The sequence below is a fragment of the Streptomyces sp. NPDC012835 genome (assembly GCF_042900885.1).
GTDB lineage: Bacteria > Actinomycetota > Actinomycetes > Streptomycetales > Streptomycetaceae > Streptomyces.
This window is the reverse complement of record NZ_JBIBBW010000003.1, coordinates 233099-253551: the sequence shown is the minus strand read 5'-3', so window position 1 is coordinate 253551 and position 20453 is coordinate 233099. Positions and strand designations below refer to the sequence as shown.

At 71.5% G+C, this 20453-nt stretch carries 18 protein-coding genes; 9 read left to right on the top strand and 9 right to left on the bottom strand.

What is annotated here, in order from left to right; all coding sequences use genetic code 11:
* The first annotated feature begins 178 nt into the window (after positions 1-178).
* The 5 genes from leuE to ACFY6S_RS14415 all read left to right on the top strand — a co-directional run bounded on the left by leuE (position 179) and on the right by ACFY6S_RS14415 (position 7750).
* Positions 179-844, top strand: coding sequence for a leucine efflux protein LeuE (gene leuE, locus ACFY6S_RS14435; RefSeq protein ID WP_388815814.1), 666 nt, complete (start codon positions 179-181; stop codon positions 842-844).
* Positions 845-990: 146 nt separating this feature from the next.
* Complete coding sequence (map, locus tag ACFY6S_RS14430; protein WP_388815811.1) at positions 991-1773, top strand: type I methionyl aminopeptidase; 783 nt, start codon at positions 991-993, stop codon at positions 1771-1773.
* Positions 1774-1917: 144 nt separating this feature from the next.
* Complete coding sequence (locus ACFY6S_RS14425) at positions 1918-3663, top strand: bifunctional metallophosphatase/5'-nucleotidase (protein WP_388815808.1); 1746 nt, start codon at positions 1918-1920, stop codon at positions 3661-3663.
* Between the two features lie 212 nt (positions 3664-3875).
* Positions 3876-5372, top strand: a complete 1497-nt coding sequence (locus ACFY6S_RS14420; RefSeq protein ID WP_388815805.1) for a hypothetical protein — start codon at positions 3876-3878, stop codon at positions 5370-5372.
* Positions 5369-7750: a glycosyltransferase gene (locus tag ACFY6S_RS14415; protein WP_388815802.1), complete on the top strand. Its 2382-nt coding sequence runs from the start codon at positions 5369-5371 to the stop codon at positions 7748-7750. The genes ACFY6S_RS14420 and ACFY6S_RS14415 overlap by 4 nt, the downstream gene beginning before the upstream one ends.
* Before the next feature lie 117 nt (positions 7751-7867).
* On the opposite strand, the gene ACFY6S_RS14410 is transcribed toward ACFY6S_RS14415, so the two are convergent.
* Positions 7868-9250: a polysialyltransferase family glycosyltransferase gene (locus ACFY6S_RS14410; protein WP_388815799.1), complete on the bottom strand. Its 1383-nt coding sequence runs from the start codon at positions 9248-9250 to the stop codon at positions 7868-7870.
* Positions 9250-10230: a glycosyltransferase family 2 protein gene (locus ACFY6S_RS14405; protein ID WP_388815796.1), complete on the bottom strand. Its 981-nt coding sequence runs from the start codon at positions 10228-10230 to the stop codon at positions 9250-9252. Before ACFY6S_RS14405 ends, ACFY6S_RS14410 begins: the two co-directional genes overlap by 1 nt.
* Positions 10231-10471: 241 nt before the next feature.
* Here ACFY6S_RS14405 and ACFY6S_RS14400 point away from each other — a divergent pair, with 241 nt between their 5' ends.
* From ACFY6S_RS14400 to ACFY6S_RS14385, 4 genes are all read left to right on the top strand, one after another.
* Positions 10472-11797: a DUF6716 putative glycosyltransferase gene (locus ACFY6S_RS14400; protein WP_388815794.1), complete on the top strand. Its 1326-nt coding sequence runs from the start codon at positions 10472-10474 to the stop codon at positions 11795-11797.
* A gap of 119 nt (positions 11798-11916) precedes the next feature.
* Positions 11917-13155: a cytidylyltransferase domain-containing protein gene (locus ACFY6S_RS14395; protein WP_388815791.1), complete on the top strand. Its 1239-nt coding sequence runs from the start codon at positions 11917-11919 to the stop codon at positions 13153-13155.
* A gap of 76 nt (positions 13156-13231) precedes the next feature.
* The gene (locus ACFY6S_RS14390) at positions 13232-14158 is read left to right on the top strand and encodes an N-acetylneuraminate synthase family protein (RefSeq protein WP_388815788.1); all 927 of its coding nucleotides are present in this window, start codon (positions 13232-13234) and stop codon (positions 14156-14158) included.
* 4 nt (positions 14159-14162) lie between these two features.
* A complete protein-coding gene (locus tag ACFY6S_RS14385) occupies positions 14163-15257 on the top strand; it encodes a hypothetical protein (protein WP_388815785.1) in 1095 nt (364 codons plus the stop codon).
* Here ACFY6S_RS14385 and ACFY6S_RS14380 read toward each other — a convergent pair.
* From ACFY6S_RS14380 to ACFY6S_RS14350, 7 genes are all read right to left on the bottom strand, one after another.
* On the bottom strand, positions 15202-15813 hold the full coding sequence (locus tag ACFY6S_RS14380; RefSeq protein ID WP_388817940.1) for a GNAT family N-acetyltransferase: 612 nt from the start codon (positions 15811-15813) through the stop codon (positions 15202-15204). The two genes, ACFY6S_RS14385 and ACFY6S_RS14380, sit on opposite strands and share 56 nt — an antisense overlap.
* Positions 15814-15817: 4 nt before the next feature.
* Positions 15818-16552: a lasso peptide biosynthesis B2 protein gene (locus ACFY6S_RS14375; protein WP_388815782.1), complete on the bottom strand. Its 735-nt coding sequence runs from the start codon at positions 16550-16552 to the stop codon at positions 15818-15820.
* Positions 16545-18371: an albusnodin/ikarugamycin family macrolactam cyclase gene (locus ACFY6S_RS14370; protein WP_388815779.1), complete on the bottom strand. Its 1827-nt coding sequence runs from the start codon at positions 18369-18371 to the stop codon at positions 16545-16547. Before ACFY6S_RS14370 ends, ACFY6S_RS14375 begins: the two co-directional genes overlap by 8 nt.
* A gap of 94 nt (positions 18372-18465) precedes the next feature.
* The gene (locus tag ACFY6S_RS14365) at positions 18466-18600 is read right to left on the bottom strand and encodes an albusnodin family lasso peptide (protein ID WP_388815776.1); all 135 of its coding nucleotides are present in this window, start codon (positions 18598-18600) and stop codon (positions 18466-18468) included.
* A 115-nt stretch (positions 18601-18715) separates the two neighbouring features.
* A complete protein-coding gene (locus ACFY6S_RS14360) occupies positions 18716-19606 on the bottom strand; it encodes a helix-turn-helix domain-containing protein (protein WP_388815773.1) in 891 nt (296 codons plus the stop codon).
* Entirely contained in the window at positions 19593-20102 is a 510-nt protein-coding gene (locus tag ACFY6S_RS14355) for a DUF6879 family protein (protein ID WP_388817937.1), read from the bottom strand. Before ACFY6S_RS14355 ends, ACFY6S_RS14360 begins: the two co-directional genes overlap by 14 nt.
* Positions 20103-20107: 5 nt before the next feature.
* The gene (locus tag ACFY6S_RS14350; RefSeq protein WP_388815770.1) at positions 20108-20341 is read right to left on the bottom strand and encodes a hypothetical protein; all 234 of its coding nucleotides are present in this window, start codon (positions 20339-20341) and stop codon (positions 20108-20110) included.
* Between the last annotated feature and the right edge of the window lie 112 nt (positions 20342-20453).

Below are 20453 nucleotides of genomic sequence, written 5' to 3'. Positions count from 1 at the left end.
TTACGCGCCGTCCAGGGAAAAAGAAGCGACTCCTGTGAGAAACAGCCATAGTTGTGAAGCCCGGCGGAGGCGGGCGTCAACCCGTGGTGCGTGTGCTCGTTCCGGGTGTTTCCGGGCCCGGGTCCGGCCCTCGGACCCTTTGTGTGATCACACCGATGCCTGTGCCACACTCCGGCTCATGTTGGGTGTCACTGATCTGCCGACCTATCTGGTCGGCCTCGCGCTGATCGTTCTGCTGCCGGGACCGAATTCGCTCTATGTGCTCTCGGTCGCCGCCCGGCGCGGGATACGCGCCGGCTATCGCGCCGCCGCTGGCGTCTGGTGCGGCGACACGGTCCTGATGGTGCTCTCGGCCGCGGGCGTCGCCTCCCTGCTCCAGGGCAACGCGCTGCTCTTCGGCATCGTCAAGTACGCGGGGGCCGGCTATCTGACCTGGCTGGCGATCGGGATGATGCGCGCGGCGTGGTCGCTGTGGCGGCAGCGGAACGAGCACGAGCAGGCGGCCGGGCCCGGCGCCGACGCCACGGCCGCCCCGGAAGCGGTCGAGCGGCCGTACCGCCGCGCCCTGGTGATCAGCCTCTTCAACCCGAAGGCGATCCTCTTCTTCATCTCGTTCTTCGTGCAGTTCGTGGACCCCGGCTACGCGCACCCGGCCCTGTCCTTCGTGCTGCTGGGCCTGCTGGCCAACCTCGCCAGCGCCCTCTACCTCTCCGCGCTGATCTTCGGCGGCACCCGGCTGGCCGCCGCCTTCCGCCGCCGCAAGCGTCTCTCGGCGGGCATGACGACGGCGGCGGGCGCGCTGTTCCTGGGCTTCGCCGTCAAGCTGTCGCTGAGCGGCGTCTAGGACCGCAGGGCTGGACGCGCCGTGTCCGCAGTCGCAGCCGCCGGCTGATCTGGTGGCGGCGCGGGCGGCGGCCCGACCAGGGCGCCAATTCTCGTACCGGTACAGTATGGACGGTATAATTATTGGTTGCATGAGAAGGACACCGCATGATCGAGATCCTGAACCCCGCCCTGCTGGCCCGAGCCAGGGACACCGGCGCCCTGGTCGGCGAGATCCTCCAGACGCTGAAGGGCCGTAGCACGGTCGGCACGAACCTCATGGACATCGACCGGTGGGCCAAGGCCATGATCTTCGAGGCCGGAGCGCAGTCCTGCTACGTCGACTACGCGCCGTCCTTCGGCCGAGGTCCGTTCGGCCACTACATCTGCACGGCCGTCAACGACGCCGTGCTCCACGGGCGGCCGAGCGACTACATGCTCGCCGACGGCGATCTGCTCACACTCGACCTCGCCGTCTCCAAGGGCGGAGTCGCGGCGGACGCCGCCATCAGCTTCCTCGTGGGCGAGGCGCGGCCCCCGGAGAGCGTCGCGATGATCAGTACGACCGAACGCGCGCTGGCCGCGGGGATCGCCGCCGCCGGGCCCGGCGCTCGCATCGGCGACATCTCGCACGCCATCGGCACGGTCCTCGGCAAGGCGGGGTACCCGATCAACACCGAGTTCGGTGGGCACGGCATCGGATCGACGATGCACCAGGACCCGCACGTCTCGAACACCGGACGGCCCGGCCGTGGATACAAGCTGCGCCCCGGCCTGCTGCTGGCACTGGAGCCGTGGGTCATGGCGGACACCGCGAAACTCGTCACCGACGCCGACGGGTGGACGCTCCGCAGCGCGACGGGCTGCCGGACGGCGCACACCGAGCACACGATCGCCATCACCGACGACGGAGCCGAGATCCTCACCCTGCCGAAGCAGGCCCGGCCGTGAGACCGGAGCCCGGTCCGGCGTAGCGCGGTACGGGCGCGGGCCCCGGCGCCCGCGCCGACCGCCCCGCCGCCGGGCCGTCGCGGCGGCGCCGGGCCGTGGTGTGTCGTGGGCCACCCGGATACGCGTCCTCCCTAGGATCTGGGCGTGACACATACCCGTTTACCCCGACTTCGTACCCGCGGCGCGCTGGCCGCAGGCGTCCTCGCCGCCACCACCGCCCTGCTCGCGCTCCAGGCGGCGCCCACCCCCGCACGCGCCGCCGAGCGCGTCCCCGTCCAACTCCTCGCCATCAACGACCTGCACGGCAACCTCGAACCCGTGGAAGGCGCGGCGGGCCGCATCACCCACCGCGGCACATCTCTTCAGGCGGGCGGGGTGGCACAGATGGCCACGCTGCTGGACGAGGCCCGTGCCGGCCGGACGAACACCCTGACCGTGGCCGGCGGTGACATGATCGGCGGCAGCCCTCTCCTGTCGGCGATCTTCCACGACGAGCCGACCGTCGCGGCACTCGACGAACTCGGCGTCGTCGCCTCATCGGTGGGCAACCACGAGTTCGACGAGGGCCCGCAGGAGCTGCGCCGCATCATCGAGGGCGGCTGCCACGCGCAGGACGGGTGCGCCCCGGACGCCCCGTACACCGGGACCGGGTTCGCCTATCTCGGCGGCAATGTGACCGCGCGCGGCAGCGACACCCCGCTGCTCCGCCCGTACAAGGTCGAGACCCTGCCCACCGGGCAGAAGATCGGCTTCATCGGCGTGGTGACCAAGAACGCCCCCACCGTCATCAACGCCTCCATGGTCCGCGAGCTGGAGTTCCACGACGAGATCCCGGCCATCGAGAAGGCGTCGAAGGAGCTGACCGGGCAAGGGGTGCGGGCCCAGGTCCTGCTGATCCACGAGGGCGAGACCGTCAACGGTGTCGCGGGCGCTGACTGTGACGCGGGAGGCCCCGCCGCCCGACTCAACGGCCGGATCAAGGAGATCTCCGAGAAGGCCCCGACCGCCGTCGATCTGGTGGTCAGCGGCCACTCGCACGACTCCTACGAGTGCACCGTCCTCGACCCGGCGAAGAAGCGCCGGACGGTCACCCAGGCGGACTCCTTCGGCCGGTCCTTCACCGACCTGCGCTTCGAGCTGAACAGCCAGGGCGACATCGTCCGCAGCACGGTACGGGCCCAGCACCGCGCCGTCCCCGTCGTCACCGCCCGGCAGCCGGCCATGTCGAAGCTCGTCGACACGTGGCGCGGCCGGTCGCAGGAGCAGGCCAACCGGGTCGTCGGCCATATCGCCGGGGACCTGCCGGGCCGCGGCTCCACCGACCCCGAGACGCCGCTCGGCAGCTTCATCACCGACGCCCAGACCGCGGCGGGCCGTCAGTACGGCGCCGACTTCGCGCTGACCAATCCGGGCAGCATGCGCGCGGACCTCATCCACAAGGACGGCGGCGCGGTCACCTTCGCGGACGCCTACCGCGTCCAGCCGTTCGCCAACGCCCTGTGGGTGCTGCCCATCACCGGGGAGCAGCTCGTGACCGCGCTCAAGCAGCAGCTCAGCGGCGCCAACGAGGCGAGCCCGCGCTTCCTGCAACTGTCGAAGGAGCTGAGCTACTCCGTCGACATGAGCAGGACAGGAGCGGACCGGCTGCTCGTCGACACGGTCCGGCTGAAGGGGCAGCCGCTCGATCCGGCGGCCACCTACAAGGTCACGCTCAACGAGTTCCTCGCCAACGGCGGGAACGACTTCGACGTCTTCGGTGAGATCACCACCCGCGAGGGCGGCGACACCGTCGACCTCGACGCCCTCGTCGCGTACCTGGGGGACACCACGTCGGCACTGAGCCCCGCCCCCGTGCCGGCGCCGGGCCGGATCACCTTCGTCAAGCGATAACACCGCCACGGACACCCTCAGGGGCCTTCGCACCCCGTGACACCGTCCGCACCACCGGGGCCGGGAGCCGCACGCGCGGCCCCCGGCCCCGCCGTCCGAAGGGGCGCGTTTCCCCTCCCGACGAACCGGGTTCACTTCCAAGTCGTCTGCCTTTACTAGCGTTTTGCCCCCCGCCCACCGTCCGCGGGGCAGACGCTTGGAGAAGCATGACAATGGGCCGCAATCGATGGCCGATGCCGCTTAACGGGGACAGCCCGGCCGCACCGCCCCTGGCCGCGGTGCCGGAGGTCCGGATCAGCCCCACCGGGCTCGACGCGTGCGTCCGCGCCTGCGCGGCACACAGCGGCAAGCTGGTCGGCAGCCTCGGCCGCAGGCGGATCGAGCTGGCCGAGAAGCTGCGGCAGCTGCTCGCCGTGCACGCCGTCACCGAGCAGCCCGCCGCGCCCGCGCGCACCGCCACCCTGCTGCGGCGCGCCTCCGGGCCCCGGTCCGCCGTCGACGGCGAGCTGCTCGACGCGCTGCTCGCCGTCGGCAACAAGGCGCTGGACTGCGGTTACGACGACGAGTCGAAGCTCGCCCTGCTCATCAGCGACACCGTGCTGACCCACCGCAAGGGCTCCCGCGCCGGCTGGCGGCTGCGCGCCAGGACGCTGGAGGCGCTCGGCGACGAGGCCGGCACGATCGACGCGTACGACCGCTACCTCGCGCTCACCGACGACGACGGGTTCGGCGTCGCGGCGAAGAACGCCGGACTGCGCGTCGGCCGCGAGCGCGGCCGGCAGCTGCTGGCGCTGCTGGAGCGCGAGACCCCGCTCGCCGCGCTGTACGCGGGCGGCCCCGCCACCGACGTCTGGGCCGAGGGCCTGGCGCTGCACGACCTCGGCGACCCGGCCGGCGCCGAACCCCGGCTGGTCGGCGCGCTGCTGGCCATGGACCGGGACACCGCCACCCCGCTGCCGGACCTCCAGGAGGCCATCGGCCACTACCTGGACCTGCGGATCGCCGCCCACTCGGGCGACGCCTCCACCCTGCGCGAACTGGTCGGCCTCTACGCCGAGATGCGCCGCAACCGGATGCGCGGGCCCGTCGACGACCCGACGTTCGGCGGGGTCACCTGGCTCACCCTCGGCGAGTTCCGCAACCAGATCGCCGGGAAGTCCATCTGCCTGATCGCCAACTCCCAGAGCGTGGGGCGCGGTTCGCTGGGCCCCGAGATCGACGCGTACGACCTGGTGGTCCGCTTCAACTCGTACCGTATCGACGCGCCGGCCACCGGCCGCCGCACCGACATCCACGCCTCCATCCACAAGCACGGCTTCAACTGGGACCAGCCCGTCACCACCCGGCTGGTCTTCGGCGGGATCTCCGGCGACTGGAAGTACTCGCTGCGCAACCGGCTGGTGCCCGGGGCGCAGCGGTATCTCGGCGACGAGTCGCTGCGCTGGCCGCTGCGGAACATCGGGCAGATCGGCGCGTCCGTCTGGCCGTCCATCCCCACCAGCGGGTTCAACATGCTCTGGCTGCTGGACTTCCTGGACGTCAGCCCGACCCTCGACCTGATCGGCTTCGACTTCTACGAGAGCGGCGCCTACCGCCTCCAGGAGGCGATGAAGATGCCCATCACGTCCGTGCACGAATACACCAGCGAGAAGGCGTGGGTCATGGAACGCGCCCAGAGCGTGACCGACACGAGGATCTCACTTCGATGACCGTTGACACCCTTCCCACCGACGCCGGCACCACCGGCACCACCAGCGCCGCACGGCCGCCCGCCGGAGCCTCCGCCCACGCGCTCACCGGCAAACGGCGCATCGCCTTCGCCAGCTTCGTCGACGAGAACTACCTGCCCGGCTTCCTGGCGCTGCTGCGCAGCCTCGCGCTGTCCAACCCGAAGCTCTGCGAGGACTTCCTCGTCTTCCACGACGGCCTCAGACCCTCCTCCGTCGCCCGGATACGCGCCCTGCACCCGCGCGTCGAGCTGCGCCGCGTGGACGCGGCGCGCTACGACTCGTACGCCAAGGGCGACCAGGACAACTACCTGGTGCGCAAGGCGTACTTCATCCTCGACGTGTTCCGGGTCCGGGACTACGACACCGTGATCACCCTGGACACCGACATGGTGGTGCTCGGTGATCTGGGCGAGCTGCTGAAGCTGCGCGAGGGGCTCGCCGCCGTACCGCAGTTCTTCTACGGCCGGCACAAGCTGAACAGCGGTCTCCTGGTCATCCAGCGCCCCTACCTGACCGACGCGTTCTGCGCGCGGCTCGACGCCACGGGGCGCTCGGGCGACTACGAGCTGGACAAGCACGACCAGGGCATCCTCAACGCCGTGCTCGACGGGGACTTCCTTCAGCTCGACAGCCGCTTCAACTTCGTCAAGCGGCGGCTCTCCGGCGATCTGCCCGTCCCGGAGGAGACCGCGATCCTGCACTTCACCGGACGGCACAAGCCCTGGCTCGGCGGGGAGGCGGGCTACGGGCAGGCCGAGGAGCGCTGGCACGCGTTCGAGATGTCCGACGCCGAGTTCCACGCCGCCTACCTGGCCCGGTCCGGGAGCGCCCACCACGATCTGCTCGTGCACTACGGCACCCCGCACGTGAGGCGCACCGGCGACGTGGACACCGCCCGCAGGGTGGCGCTCGCGCACATCGGCGCGGGGGAGTTCCAGGAGGCCGTCGACATCCTCGGGTCGGTCCGCATCCCGGTCGACTCGGCGTGGCCGCACGAGGTGTACGGGCACGCGCTGATGAGCGTGTCGCGTTACGCGGAGGCCCAGGCCCAGCTGCTGCTGGCCGCCGCCGCCCCCAACCGCGCCGCCACCGCCTTCGCCCGGCTCGCGCAGATCGCCTGGATCCACGGCGACGACACGGCCGCGCACGCGTACGCGGTGGACGGCCTCTCCGTCGACCCCACCCACCGCGCCAACCGGCTGATGCGACTGCGCACGGGCGGCGCCGCCGGCGACGGGGCCCCGGAGCGGCGCGAGGGCTCACCGGACGAGCAACTCGCCCACGTCGCCTTCTACATGCCCCAGCAGGGCAACGCGGGCGACAAGCTCCTGCCCGAGTCCGTACGGCTGACCTTCGGCCCCGACACCGGCCCGCGCCGCTGGCACTCCGTCCACGCGCACCGGCTGTTCGACGACGCGGCGCTGGAGCGCGTCAACGCCCGGCGCGGGCTGGTCATCGGCGGCGGCGGGCTGTTCATCCCGGACACCGCGCCCAACGGCAACAGCGCCTGGCAGTGGAACGTCCCGGACGAGAACCTCAACCGGATCGACGTGCCGATCATGGTCTACGCCGTCGGCTTCAACGCCTTCGACGGCCAGTCCTACCGGCGCGAGCGCTTCGACTCCAGCCTGCGCCAACTCGTCGAGCGCGCTTCCTTCTTCGGGCTGCGCAACCACGGCTCGATCGAGAAGGTCCGGGCGCTGCTGCCCGCCGATTTGCACGACAAGGTCCGCTTCCAGCCCTGCCCCACCACCGTCACCCGGCAGCTGGTCGAGGGCTGGACCGACCCCGCGGAGCGCGAGGACACGATCCTGGTCAACGCCGCGTACGACCGGGCCGGGCTGCGCTTCGGCCACGACTACGCGCACTTCCTGGCCGAGATGGCGAAGGCGGTGCGGGCGCTCGGCGACTACGCCGAGGTCCAGTGCGTGGCGCACTCCCTGGACGACGAGAAGATCGCCTTCGACCTGCGGCGCGAGCACGGCATCTCGCTCCCGGTGATCCCGATGTACGACTTCGGCAACGACGCGATCAGGGACACCTACGCCCGTACGAAGCTGGTCATCGGGATGCGCGGACACGCGGGCATGATCCCGTTCGGCTGCGGGACGCCGATCATCAGCCTGATCTCGCACCCGAAGATGGCGTACTTCCTCTCCGACATCGAACGCCCGGAGTGGGGCGTCTCCGTCCACGAGAAGGACCTCGGCGCGGTGCTCACCGAGCGGGCGGCGGGGCTGCTGGCCGACCACGCCAAGTCCGTCGCCGACGTGCACGGCCGGCAGCGGGAGCTGTGGAAGATCACCGAGGCGAACGCGGCGGACCTGCGGGTCATCCTGGGCTCGCCGGTCCGCTGAGGGAACCGTACGGTCGGAACCGTACGGTCGCGCACGACGCCTCACGACGCTCATGACACCGCACAGACAGGAGGGGCGGACCGCACCGCGGTCCGCCCCTCCTCGCCTTCGGCCCGCTCAGCCCGTGCCGGTCCGCAGCACCACCCGGCGCAGCTTCCGGGCCCGCCGGACCATCCGCCGCGCCGTCGCGTTGCGCGGGAGGCCGGCCAGCTGCCCCGGCATCCCGCCCGGCAGCCCCAGGGTGGTCAGCCGGCGCCGCTTGAAGTAGCGCCGCACCCGCTCGTCCGGGAGCGCCGCGAGGAACCGCTCGGCGGCCGGCCGCAGACCCGGATGCAGCCCCGGCTGCATCGCGAAGCCCACCGCCGTGACCAGCTCCCCGATCCGGGCGTCCGGCTCGTGGGGCTCCCCGTCCTCCAGCGGCGGCAGCAGCGCGTCCACGATCGTCACCGGCACCCGGTTGCTGTTCTGGTACGGGGCCAGCCGCTCCAGCAGCAGTTCGGTCCCGGTGCGGCGCACCGGGACGCCGTAGAACGCCGACGCCGTGAACAGGGCCGTGGAGAAGCAGCCGATCACCAGCGCCGGACTCAGCCGCCGGTACAGCACCTCGGCGAGCACCGGTGTGTCCAGGACGGTCAGCTCGGCGCCGAGCAGCTCCGCCTCCCGCTCCAGCCGCGCCCACAGGACGGCGGGCGCCGCCGGATGCGGCTTGAACACCAGCCGGGTGTGGCCGAGCGCCACCGCGCCCCGCACCATCCGCAGGTGCAGCTCCTCCTCCTCGTCCTCCGTCAGGATGGACAGCGCGGAGAGGTACTGGCCGAGCAGCAGCGCCGGAGGTACGGGCGGAACCGGGACGGCGATCCCGCTCGCGGCGTCGGAGAGCTGGTCCAGGACCCGGGTGAACGCCTCCGTGGGGATCACCTCGGGCCGTACCCCGAACTCGGTGAGCAGCATCGGGTCGAGTCCCGGCACCAGATCGAGGTGCAGCACCCGGCGCACCCGCTCGCCGACCAGCGGTTCGATCTTGGAGCGGGTCGGTCCGTAACTCATCAGCCCGTCCGCGTACACCGTGACGGGCGCGCCCGTGAAGATCTGCGCGATGGCCAGCGCCGGGTTGACCTGGATCGATTCGAGGACCAGCTCGACCTCGTCGTCGCCGAGGTGCCAGGCCAGCCGCAGATGGCGCTCCCAGAGCGGGATGTCGTCGGGCCTCGGCGACCAGGAGCCCGGGTGGAACGGCTCGATCGTGCCGTTCCACGACACCAGGTCGTCGAACCGGCCGCGCAGCCGCTCGAAGCCGGGCATCTCGTCGACGGACGGGGTCAGTTCGGGCGTCCCGGTGTTGTTGCAGACGACCAGCAGCCGCCGGTCGGCCGGGCGCAGGAGCCCGGCGTCGAGCGCGGCGGCGAGGGTGGCCGCCCCGTACAGGGTGGAGACGCAGAGGACCTGAGTGGCGGAGCGCGCGGGCCGGGCCGCCGGGGTCGCCGGGCCGGTCGGCGCCATCAGGCCGCCGCCCTTCCGGCGGACGGCATCCGCCGGCGCAGTCGTCGCAGTTGGTCCGAGCGGTCCAGGTCCATCGAGTCCAGCGCTTCCTTCAGGAGGTCCCGGGGCAGCCGCGTCAGCGCGGCGGCGCTCATGGCGCGCAACTGCCGGGCGACGGCCGGTTCGAACCGGTCCCTCGCGGCCAGGTGGTGGGCGATGATCGCGCAGTACGTACGGACCGCCTTCGGCAGCAGGAGGTCCGCGTCCGCGTCCTTCGAGGTGTCCTCGATGATCTGGTCGAAGGCCCGGATGAAGTCCAGCTGGCGCACATCACCGATCTGGGTGAGGGAGGAGGCGACGCCCCGCCGGTAGAACACCCCGAGCAGACCGACGACGCCGAACGACTCCGCCTCGCGGTGCAGCCGCCAGATCCACGGCCGGTCCTCGGCGGTCCGCAGACCGTCCGTGAAGCGCACCAGCCCCCGGTCGACCAGCCGCCGGTGGTAGACGCCCGCCCAGGCGTACGCGTAGTCCACGGAGGTGGAACGGTCGGCGGGCAGGATCGCTTCGCGGGGGTTCAGCACCTCGTCGCGCCGGCCGACCGGGACACGGTGGACCGTACGGGCCCGTGCCGTGAACTGGACATGGTCGGTACGGACGAAGTCGCAGCCGAGCCCCTCGGCGGCGGCGACCAGCCGCGCGTAGTACCCGGGGGCCGCCCAGTCGTCGCCGTCGAGGAAGGTGACGTACTCGCCGCGCGCCGCGTCCAGGCCCGTGTTGCGCGCGGTGGCCAGCCCGCCGTTGCGCTCGTGTCTCAGCAGGACCGCCCCCGGCAGATCGCGCACGGCCCGGTCGAGGATGTCCGGGGTGGAGTCGGTCGAACAATCGTCGACCAACAGGAATTCGAAGTCTCCACGGCTGTTCGCACGCAGACTTCTCAGGGTTTCGAGGGCATATGTCTGCACGTTGTAGAACGGCACGACAACAGAGAGCTTGACCACCCAGGTGACGTTAGGCGCGGGCCCGTCCCGCGGCCTGACATCCGGGCACCCGCCGGGTGAACGAAGAGTGGCGGAACGGTGAATCCGGCCGCCCCGCATTTCTCCGCGCTTTCCCCACCGGACCCCGGCGCGTCGCTTTCCTCCGCTTTCCGGCCCGCGACGCCATTCGTAGAGGTGCTGTTAACCCTTTATTGCGGTCGAGTTGGGCCGACGAACGGAATCGCTTCCTAACGTCCGTGTCGTGTCCTCACCTACCAGCCAAGCGGTCCGGGTCGCGGTGCTCGCCGACTCCGACACCCGGTGGAAATGGGGCGCGCTCACCGCGCGCCGTATCGCCCCCGACGGCCGCCCCACCGAACTGAGCGGCTTCCTGCTGCGCGGCCGGGCCACGCCCACCGCCCGGCAGCTCGACGAGGTCGGCGCTTCGGCCGACGGGGCGCCGCGGGAGGTGACCGGCGTCGCGTTCCTCCGGGAGATGCGCGAGGAGCCGTACGACATCGTCGTCCTGGCCCTGGTCGGCGGCGCCGTCCAGGCCATGCTGCACGGGATCGCCGCGCTGGACCTCGCCCGCCGCCCCGTCGTCGTCACCGGCTATGTCGGGGTCGTCTACGAGAAGCTCTCCGACGGGCTGCTGCTGAGGCACGGCGCGGACATCGTCCTCGCCAACTCCCGCTACGACGCGCAGCGGTTCCGCGCCGTGTACGAGGGCGTGGGCGCCGACGCCGGCGCGGTCACCGAAGCCGCGCTGCCCTTCCTCGGCGGCGAACGCTACGTCCCCGAGACCGGCCGCGACACGCTCGTCTTCGCCGCCCAGCCGTCCGTACCGGCCACCCGCGCCGACCGCGCGTACCTGCTGCGCCGGCTGGTCGAGCACGCCCGGCTGCACCCGCGCCGCGAGGTCCTGCTCAAGCTGCGCTCCAAGCCGGGCGAACACACCACGCACATCGAGGAGTTCCCCTACCAGCGCCTCGCCGAGCGGCTCCCCGGCGGCACGCCGCCCAACTTCCGCCTGGTGTACGGGAACATGGGCGAGGTCCTGGACCGCACGGACCTGCTGGTCACCGTCTCCTCGACGGCGGCGCTGGAGGCCCTGCACCGGTCCGTCCCGACCGCGATCCTCACCGACTTCGGAATCCGCGAACCGCTCGGCAACCACCACTTCATCGGCTCCGGCTGCCTGGCCTCCTGGGACCAGCTCGACGGCGGCGGACGCCCGCGCGCCGACGCCGTCTGGGCCGACCGGCACGGCGTCGCCGCCGACGGCTCGTACGCCTCGGCCTTCGACGAGGCCCGCGCGCGGCTCACGAAGCTGGTCGACACCGGCGAACTCCCCGCGATCAGCCCGTACTACACGACCACCACCGCGCCCGGATACCTGCCGGGCCTGCTGGCCCGCTACCACCTGGCGGCGGACGGTACCCCGCTGCCGTCGTCCCGTACGGCGCGGACCGAGACCGGCGGACTGCGGCGCGTGGTGCGCGAGGCCGTACGCGGCGCCGCGCGCGGCGCCTACCGGCACGGCGTGCAGCGGGTCGCCCCCGTCATCCGCCGGATGGGCGAGCTGTGACCGGCCCGGACACCGACCGTCCTCGCCTGTCCGGCCCCGACACGGACCGCCCCGACACGGACCGCCCCGACACGGACCGCCCCGACACCGACCGCCCGGCAGCCACCCAAGGAGACCTGATGACCGTCCTCGCGGTGATCCCCGCACGCGGCGGATCCAAGGGCGTCCCCGCCAAGAACCTCGCCCCCGTCGGCGGCATCCCGCTGGTCGTCCGCGCCGTCCGCGCCGCGCTGGCCGCCCGCCGCGTGACCGACGTCGTCGTCTCCACCGACGACGCCGCCATCGCCGAAGCGGCCCGCACCGCCGGCGCCGAGATCGTGCTGCGCCCCGCCGCCATCGCCGGCGACACCGCGACCAGCGAGGCCGCCGTCCTGCACGCGATGGACGCGTACGAGGCGATGAGCGGCGCAGCGGCCGAGGTCGTCCTGCTCGTCCAGGCCACCAGCCCGTTCCTGACCGCGGGCGACCTCGACGGCGTGGTGCGCGCCGTCACCGACGAGGGCGCCGACACCGCGCTGACCGTCGCCCCCACCCACGGCTTCCTGTGGCGCCTCGACGGCGAGGGCAGCCCCGAGCACGTCCGCGACGCCTCGCTCCGGCTCGGCGGCTACGGCGTCAACCACGACAGGGCCAACCGCCCGCGCCGCCAGGACCGGCCCCGCGAGTTCCTGGAGACCGGCGCCGCCTACGCGATGCGCGCCGACGGATTCCGTACCGCCCGGCACCGCTTCTTCGGCCGCACGGCGCTCGTCGAGACCGACGCCTCCCGCGTCCTGGAGATCGACGACCCGCACGACCTGGCCCGCGCCCGGGCCCTGGCGCCGCTCGTCGAACCCCCGGTGCTCCCGGCCCACGGCGACATCGACGCCGTCGTCCTCGACTTCGACGGGACCCAGACCGACGACAAGGTCCTCATCGACGCGGACGGCCGCGAAACCGTCGCCGTCCACCGGGGCGACGGCCTCGGCATCGCCGCGCTGCGGCGCTCCGGGCTCAAGGTGCTCATCCTCTCCACCGAGCGCAACCCGGTCGTCGCCGCCCGCGCCCGCAAACTCGACGTGCCGGTACTCCACGGCATCGACCGCAAGGACCTCGCACTGAAGCAGTGGTGCGACGAGCACGGGATCGCGCCCGAACGGGTGCTCTACGTCGGCAACGACGTCAACGATCTCCCGTGCTTCGGCCTCGTCGGCTGGCCGGTGGCCGTCGCGAGCGCCCATGACGCCGTACGCGCCGAGGCGCGTGCCGTCACCGCGACACCCGGTGGGGAAGGGGCGATCCGCGAGATCGCCGGCTGGCTCCTGGGCCCGGCCCTCCAGCCCCCTCACCACACGCCTTACCACGCCCTCGACACCTGAGCCCTCCCGACAGCACCCCCTGACACTCCCCGACACGCATGTCACCCCACATCCGACACGTAAGGACCGACCCCACATGAGCACCAACGCCACCTCCCGCCTGCGCACGCTCGGCACGCGGACCGCAGGCCCCGGCCGTCCTGTCTATGTCACGGGTGAGATCGGCATCAACCACAACGGCGAGCTGGACAACGCCCTCGCTCTCATCGCCGCCGCCGCCGAGGCCGGCTGCGACGCGGTCAAGTTCCAGAAGCGCACCCCGGAGATCTGCACCCCGCGCGACCAGTGGGACATCGAGCGCGACACCCCCTGGGGCCGGATGACGTACATCGACTACCGCCACCGCGTCGAGTTCGGCGAGGACGAGTACCGCTCGATCGACGAGCACTGCCGCAAGCGCGGCATCGACTGGTTCGCCTCCCCGTGGGACACCGAGGCCGTCGCCTTCCTGGAGAAGTTCGACGTCCCCGCCCACAAAGTCGCCTCCGCGTCGCTCACCGACGACGAGCTGCTGCGCTCCCTGCGCGCCACCGGCCGCACCGTCATCCTCTCCACCGGCATGTCCACGCCGAAGCAGATCCGGCACGCCGTCGAGGTCCTGGGCAGCGACAACATCCTGCTCTGCCACGCCACTTCGACGTACCCGGCCAAGGCCGAGGAGTTGAACCTCCGGGTGATCAACACCCTCCAGGCCGAGTACCCGAACGTCCCGATCGGTTACAGCGGCCACGAGACCGGCCTCCAGACCACCCTCGCCGCCGTCGCGCTCGGCGCGGCGTTCGTCGAGCGTCACATCACCCTCGACCGCGCCATGTGGGGCTCCGACCAGGCCGCCTCCGTCGAGCCGCAGGGCCTGACGCGCCTCGTCCGTGACATCCGCACCATCGAGGCGTCCCTCGGTGACGGCGTGAAGAAGGTCTACGAGTCGGAGCTGGGCCCGATGAAGAAGCTCCGCCGCGTCGCGGGCGTCGTCGCCGAGTCCGCCGAGCCGGTGGCGGTCTGACGCCATGATGCTGACCGGTGCCGTCGGGGACGCCACCCCGCACCCTCGTGTGATCACTCCTGCGATCGCCTTCGTGGAGAGCCCGGTCCAGCTGCTCAATGTGCTGGAGTGGGCGAACGCGAGCGAGACGGGTCACACCGAACTGACCCTGGTCGTCCTGTCGCCCACCGACCCCATGTCGCGCGGCCAGCTCCGCCGGATGGCCGAGCTGGCCCGCGACGCGGGATTCGCCGTGCGCTGGCAGGAGGCGCGCGGCGGCGCCGGCGCGCCGCTGAAGACGGTGCGCCAGCTCGCCCCGCTGCTGCGCGGGGCGGACCGGATCGTCATCGGCGATCCGTTCTCGCGCTACGTACAGCTGCTGCTGACCCTGGTCGGCGGCAAGGAGCTGACCGTCGTCGACGACGGCACGGCGACCATGGAGTTCGTCGGCCAGCTCGCCCGGGGCGAGCGGCTGGTGCGCTGGCACCGGCGCGGCACCGGCCGCTCGCCCCGTGAGCTGGTCCTCGCGCCCGTCACCGCGATCGCCCGGCGCCGGCTGACGCCGTCGGCGGCCCGTACCGTCGAGGTCTTCACCTCGATGCCCGTCGAGCAGGTGCCGGACGGCGTCACCGTGCGCGCCAACCGCTTCGCGTGGACCCGCGCCACCTTCGGCCCGCCCCGGATCTCGGCGGGCGCCGACATGGTCGGTACGTCGCTGGTCGAGACCGGCGTCGTGGACGCCGACCAGTACACGGCGGCGGTCATCGCCCTCGCCCGCAGCCACGGCGCCACCCGCTACTTCGCGCACCGCCGGGAGAACGCCGACAAACTGCACCGCCTCCACGCCGCGACCGGCCTGGAGATCGTCCGCCCCGACCTGCCGCTGGAGCTGATCGCCCGGCGCGGCCCGATCGGCTCCACGATCCTCAGCTTCCCCTCCACCGTGGTGCACACCCTGCCCCTGGCCCTGGCGGGCACGGGCGTACGGGTCGCGGTCTGCGACATAGCCCCGGAATGGCTGAAGGAGACGGCGTCCCCGCGCGCGCAGGGCTTCCTCTCCGGCGTCACGGGCACGGCCCGCGACGTCCACCGCCTCCCGAGGCTGCCGTCGCCGGCGTGACTCCCGCCGGCAGCGGAGTGATGACGGAGGGACCGGTGAGATCCTCCACGAGGGCGTCCATGATGACCTCGTCGCAGATCCGTCCCAGCCAGTAACCGGACTCGCGGAGCGTTCCCGCCGTACGGAAACCGGCCCTCCCGTAGGCGCGTACGCCCGCGGTGTTCGGGGCGAGGACCTTGAGCCAGACCATCCGCAGGTTGGTGATGTGGAAGGCGTAGTCGAGAGTGAGCCGGGTCGCCTCGGTGCCGAGGCCGCGCCCCCGGGCCTCCGGGGCCAGCATGATGACGAACTCGGCAGTCCGCACGGAGTGGTCCGGCAGGAGCGTGGTGACTCCTGCCGGGACCGGGGTGCCCGAGGACAGGTCGTAGACGGTGAACCGGATGTTCTCCCCGCGGAGTTGCTGGGCCATGCCTTCGGCGCGGGCTTCGAGGGACTCGGGTGCCTGGCGGCCGTAGCCGACGAGCAGGGCCGGGTCCTGTTCCCAACGCCAGTAGGTTTCGACCAGGTCGGCGCGGTAGGGGCCGAGGGCGCAGATGTCGGTGCCGATCCACAGGATCGGGTCAGGGCCGGTGTCGATGAGGTGCTCCGATGGTGAGTACGGGCGTACAGGCGAGCGTTGAGGACGGTTCCGCGACGGGCGCGCCGTCCGCGATCTGTATCCAGGCGTGCAGACGTACCGGGTCCGGGGCGACGCCGTGACACCACCGGACCGCGAGCCGCCGTGCGGCCAGGAGGAGCAGCGCGGCGGCGGACTCCTCCAGGCAGGCCGTGCGGCCCGGAAAGTGCCACCCGGCGTAACGGACGGCGCGGACGGCGGCGCGGGCCTCGGCGGGGGTGGCCGCGTGACGACAGGTTGACGCGGCGGTGCTCAGAGCTGTCGTGACGCGTCGCATGGCGGACCCTGTGTCTCCCGTCCGCTTGACCGCGACGACGAATGTCAGGGCTGCCGCCGCCGCGATGGCCGACCGGTAGGGCACGGCCGGGGGACGGACCGTTCCCGCAGGATGCTCCGCGCTGCCCCAACTCGCCTGGGCGGGGTCGACGATGACCGGCGCGGGCCACGGCTCGGGTGAGCGGGTGGGATTCAGCAGTCCGGTGGTGAGGAGGCTTGTCGCCAGCGCGGGGGCCATGGCCGCCAGGCAGCCGACGCCGGCGGAATCCCGCCACTGGAGCGCGGCTGCGGGCAGAAGGCAGTGGACGAGGCCGCTGCGGTAGTCGATGAGGACCAGGACATGTCCGAAGTCCACGGCGTGGACATGGCCGGGGGACGTCGCGTAGCGGGGCACTTCAGGCACCTGAGCTCCTTGCCGCTCGGTCGGTCCAGGCGGGGACGGGGGTGTGGTGGTGTGCGTGCAGCCACGCTTCGGCTGACAGCGCCTGCTCGATCGGGGCCAGCGGCATCGGGATGCCCGCAGCGGCCCGGCGGAGGTGGACGCGCAGCCGGTCGGGGTCGATGAGCCCCAGACCCGCGAGGTGGCCGTCGACCAGAGCTGTGAGGTCGGGCAGGTTGGCTCGCAGCCCGGCGTAGTGATCGGTGTTGAAGCTGCCTTTCGTCGTGCGGGCGGCGACCTCGGTCGGCAGCAGGTGCCGCATCGCACCGGCGAGGACCGGTTTGTAGAGGTGGACGCGCGGACGCCGGTCGAGGGAGGTTCGCAGCACCGCGTCCATGACCTGCGCGTCGAGGAACGGGTTGTGCAGGTCAATGCCGCAGGCGGTGCCGACTTGGGCGTCGGCGGCCGCGGTTCGGGCGACCTCCCGGATCTCGTCCACGAGAGTGCGCACCGAGATGTCCACCCCCGGCAGAGGGTCTTCGCCGTCCACGGCCTCGGTGCCCGCGTCGGCCAGAAGCCGCAGGGCCTCGGGCCGGGCCCAGGGAGGCGCGGGCAGCGGGTGGAACCACGCGACCCGGTCTTGACGGGTGTCCCGGGGGAGGCCCGGAGATGCCAGGGAACGGGCCAGGGCGACGAGGGCGTCGCGTCGGGTGGTCCGGGCTGTGAGCGCGGCATCCACCAGGACCGGTGCGATCGAGCGGTGTCGTAGACGGGCCCAGCCGAGAGCCTCGCTCAGTGCCCGGGGCCATGTGTGATGACGGATGAGGTCGGCGAGGTGGGCGGGCGGTTGGAACAGCACACTGTCACCGCCGTCCCCGGTCAGGTGCGTCCTGCTGCCCAGGTGCTGGCGCATCCAGCGCAACTGAGCGGTCAGCCGGGCCAGGGTAAGGGTGGAGGGGGCGGGTTCGTCTGTGGCCGGCACGGAGGTGATCCCCGTGTACGGCAGGTGCTCAGCGGCCAGCGGAAGCAGGTGATGGGTGATGCGGTCCGCGTGAGCGTCGGACGCCAGCCTCGCGTACCGCAGATCCGCACCGTCCACGTTCCCCTCGGGGTGGATCGTGACGGCGTTGAGCTTGTACCGGGCGGGCAGGGACGTCGCCGCGAGGACGGCGACCGAGGTCGAGTCCAGTCCGCCGGAGAGGTCGCAGGACAGGTCCGGGGCGGCTTTCGTCCGGAGGGCCACGGCCGCCGAGAGAGCCACGCGCAGGCGGGGGTGCGGCGGGCCCGGAACCGGATCGGGACGCCAGAGGGCGGTGGACCGCGGGCTGCCTCCGTCCGAGGGCAGCTCGGTCCGGCAGCCGGGGGTCAGTTGTTCGACGCCGGCGTAGTAGGTGTGCGAGCCGACGAGTGCGGGCACCGACGGCGCGAGGACGGCGCAGGCGAGTCGCCGGGAGTCGACAGGGGCCGAGGTGAGGCGGGCGAGCATCCTGGCCGAGGTGGACCATGCCCAGCCGTTCGACCAGGCCGTCGCGTAGACGGGCAGGGCCGAGGCCGGGTCGGTGTGGCAGACCACGCCGCCGGGAGTCTCCTCGACAACGGTGTAGGTGCCGGGCCACCGCCAGGCGATATCGGTGGGCAGCGGAGAATCGGCCAGTCGGCTGAGCTCCGGACCGGTGGCACCGCACCAGCCCAGGACCAGGATGCGCCGGCGCCCGTCCCGGGCCGAGATGAGGCGGGCGGGGGCGCCGCCGAGTCGCCAGGCGGAAGATCCGGTGCCGAGGCGACCGGCTCCTTCGGGGAGGAGAAGAATATTTCTGGTGGTGCTGAAACCGCCGAAAGTCACTGGCCCTCCACTTGCCGTCCCGGTCGCACGGGGAAGTGAGGCGGTACGGCGCCGAAAAAGCCACTGCCCGTGTCCGTACCGCCGCTCATGCGGGTCAGCAGTTGTAGGCGCGACGCTTGTCTTCGCTCTGGCCGCCGCCCTGGCCTTCGGTCAGCTCGGCGATGTCACCGACCGCGACCGGCAACAGCTCGTCCTCACTGCCGGTGTCGGTACGAAGCGGAGCACTCATGACGGTTCCTCTCTTCTCCGGACGTTCCGGGGAGCGTAGAGGAGGCCCTCTCCATCAGGACAGAGAATTTCTCGGTATTTCCAGAGATGCCTGGAAGTAACGGGAAACCGTGAAATCACTCGCCATCCGCCGGGGCTTCGGGGGTCTCCGCGGAAAGGTCTTCGGTCACCTGGGTGATGAGAGCGCGTGCCGCACGCCCGTATGCGGCCACGGCCGCCAGCCGCTCGAAGGCCGTGCCGTACAGCTTCACTTCCGACGGCTGGGCGAGGTTCAGCTCGGCGGAGTAGGTCTCCACCATCACGCGGTCATGATCAAGGATCCAGAAACCGTGCCAGGGGGCCACGTCATACCGGGTGCCGAACCCGATGATGCCGAGCTTGACGTTCGGCAGCGTCGACAGAGAGATCAGGCGATCGAGCTGCCCCAGCATGACCTCGGGCGCACAGAGCCGAAAACGCAACGCCGCCTCGGTGAGAACGAAGTGGAAGCGTTTATCGGGGCGGTAGAGAATCTCCTGGCGTTGCGTTCGTACCCGCACTGCCTCGTCCACGTCGTGGGGCACCTTGAGGGTGGTGGCGCCCTGCGTGAAACGTTCCCGCGCGTATCCGGCTGTTTGAAGCAGGCCGGGAACAACGGTCGGCTCGAACGCCCGGAAGAACCTGGTCCGCGCGTCCAGCCGGGCGATCGAGCTCTGATGGGACGTGAAGCCGGTCCTCAGCTGACGCTGCCACTCCGCATATTGGAGATCCAAGGTGTGCAGCGATGTGAGCAGAGCTTCGGACTGGTCCTCGGCCGCGGTCGCCCCGGTCCAGTCGCGGATGTCCTCCGCCGTCGGTGTCTGCCTGCCGTTCTCCAGCTTGGAGACCTTGGAAGGCGGCCACGACAGCGACTCCGCGAGTTGCCTGCCGGTCATTCCGGCCCGTTGGCGCAGCTCACGGAGCCGTTGCCCGAGAGCGCCGCGCGCCTCGTGAACGGTAGTGACGCCCGATGCCCTACTCGGTCGCAAATTCGTCCCGTCCCAGGGCGTGATGCCAGGCCGCGTCCCGCCAGTAGCCGTGCTGCACGACGGTGGCGGGATCGTCGATCAGCTCACCGCCGAGGAAACGGTCCGCTTCATCGAAGTGCATCCTGATCAGCCTGCTTGAGTCGAACAACCAGTAGTCGTGGTCCGGTAGGTTCTCCGCCCTGGCCCGTGGGCGTTCGAGGTAGCGGATGTCCTCGCCGGCTCCGTTGGTGAACTGCGCGCACCACACACCGAAACGGCTGTAGTCGGTGAGGGGAGTGCTCACCACACGTACCCGGGAGAAGCGCCGGCCGTTCTCCGTTGCCTCACGGATCATGGACAGCCAGTCCCGCATCCACAGCAGGTCGTCCTCTTCGGCCGAGAGGAACTTGGCCAGCGATTCGTTCTCGTACGGTGCGTCGTAGCGGTCGCGGACCTCCAGACGAAACGCGGTGTGCTCGAACGTCTCGAAGAGGCGGCTGAACGCGTCGCCCGTGATCAGGCTCAGTGCTCGCCCTCCTCGTGGTACCGGCGCGCGTAGAACTTGAGCACCTCTTCGGGGATCTCGATGATCGCCTCACCCTCCGGGACGGGACCGACGTCGATGAGAGCCTGCCGGTCGGTCACCACCCAGCCCTGGGCGATGCAGGTCTTGCGATCCGTCCGGTCCGTCGCGAACAGCGTAGGTGACTGTCCCACCTGGGACTCGGGGTCCTTGCCGAGAAAACGCGCACGCATGCTGATCCTTTCTCGAAACCTGCTGAAAGGTGCTCATGGATTGTCCGGGCGGGATGAGGAGGCGGTCAAGGGCGCGGCACGTCGGGCGACACAGCGCGGTACGGACCCGGCG

Bases quoted from the DNA above. Each gene is read 5' to 3' on its own strand.
- leuE (WP_388815814.1), top strand. From the start codon at position 179: ATGTTGGGTGTCACTGATCTGCCGACCTATCTGGTCGGCCTCGCGCTG.
- map (WP_388815811.1), top strand. From the start codon at position 991: ATGATCGAGATCCTGAACCCCGCCCTGCTGGCCCGAGCCAGGGACACC.
- ACFY6S_RS14420 (WP_388815805.1), top strand. From the start codon at position 3,876: ATGGGCCGCAATCGATGGCCGATGCCGCTTAACGGGGACAGCCCGGCC.
- ACFY6S_RS14415 (WP_388815802.1), top strand. From the start codon at position 5,369: ATGACCGTTGACACCCTTCCCACCGACGCCGGCACCACCGGCACCACC.
- ACFY6S_RS14410 (WP_388815799.1), bottom strand. From the start codon at position 9,250: ATGGCGCCGACCGGCCCGGCGACCCCGGCGGCCCGGCCCGCGCGCTCC.
- ACFY6S_RS14395 (WP_388815791.1), top strand. From the start codon at position 11,917: ATGACCGTCCTCGCGGTGATCCCCGCACGCGGCGGATCCAAGGGCGTC.
- ACFY6S_RS14390 (WP_388815788.1), top strand. From the start codon at position 13,232: ATGAGCACCAACGCCACCTCCCGCCTGCGCACGCTCGGCACGCGGACC.
- ACFY6S_RS14385 (WP_388815785.1), top strand. From the start codon at position 14,163: ATGATGCTGACCGGTGCCGTCGGGGACGCCACCCCGCACCCTCGTGTG.
- ACFY6S_RS14365 (WP_388815776.1), bottom strand. From the start codon at position 18,600: ATGAGTGCTCCGCTTCGTACCGACACCGGCAGTGAGGACGAGCTGTTG.
- ACFY6S_RS14350 (WP_388815770.1), bottom strand. From the start codon at position 20,341: ATGCGTGCGCGTTTTCTCGGCAAGGACCCCGAGTCCCAGGTGGGACAG.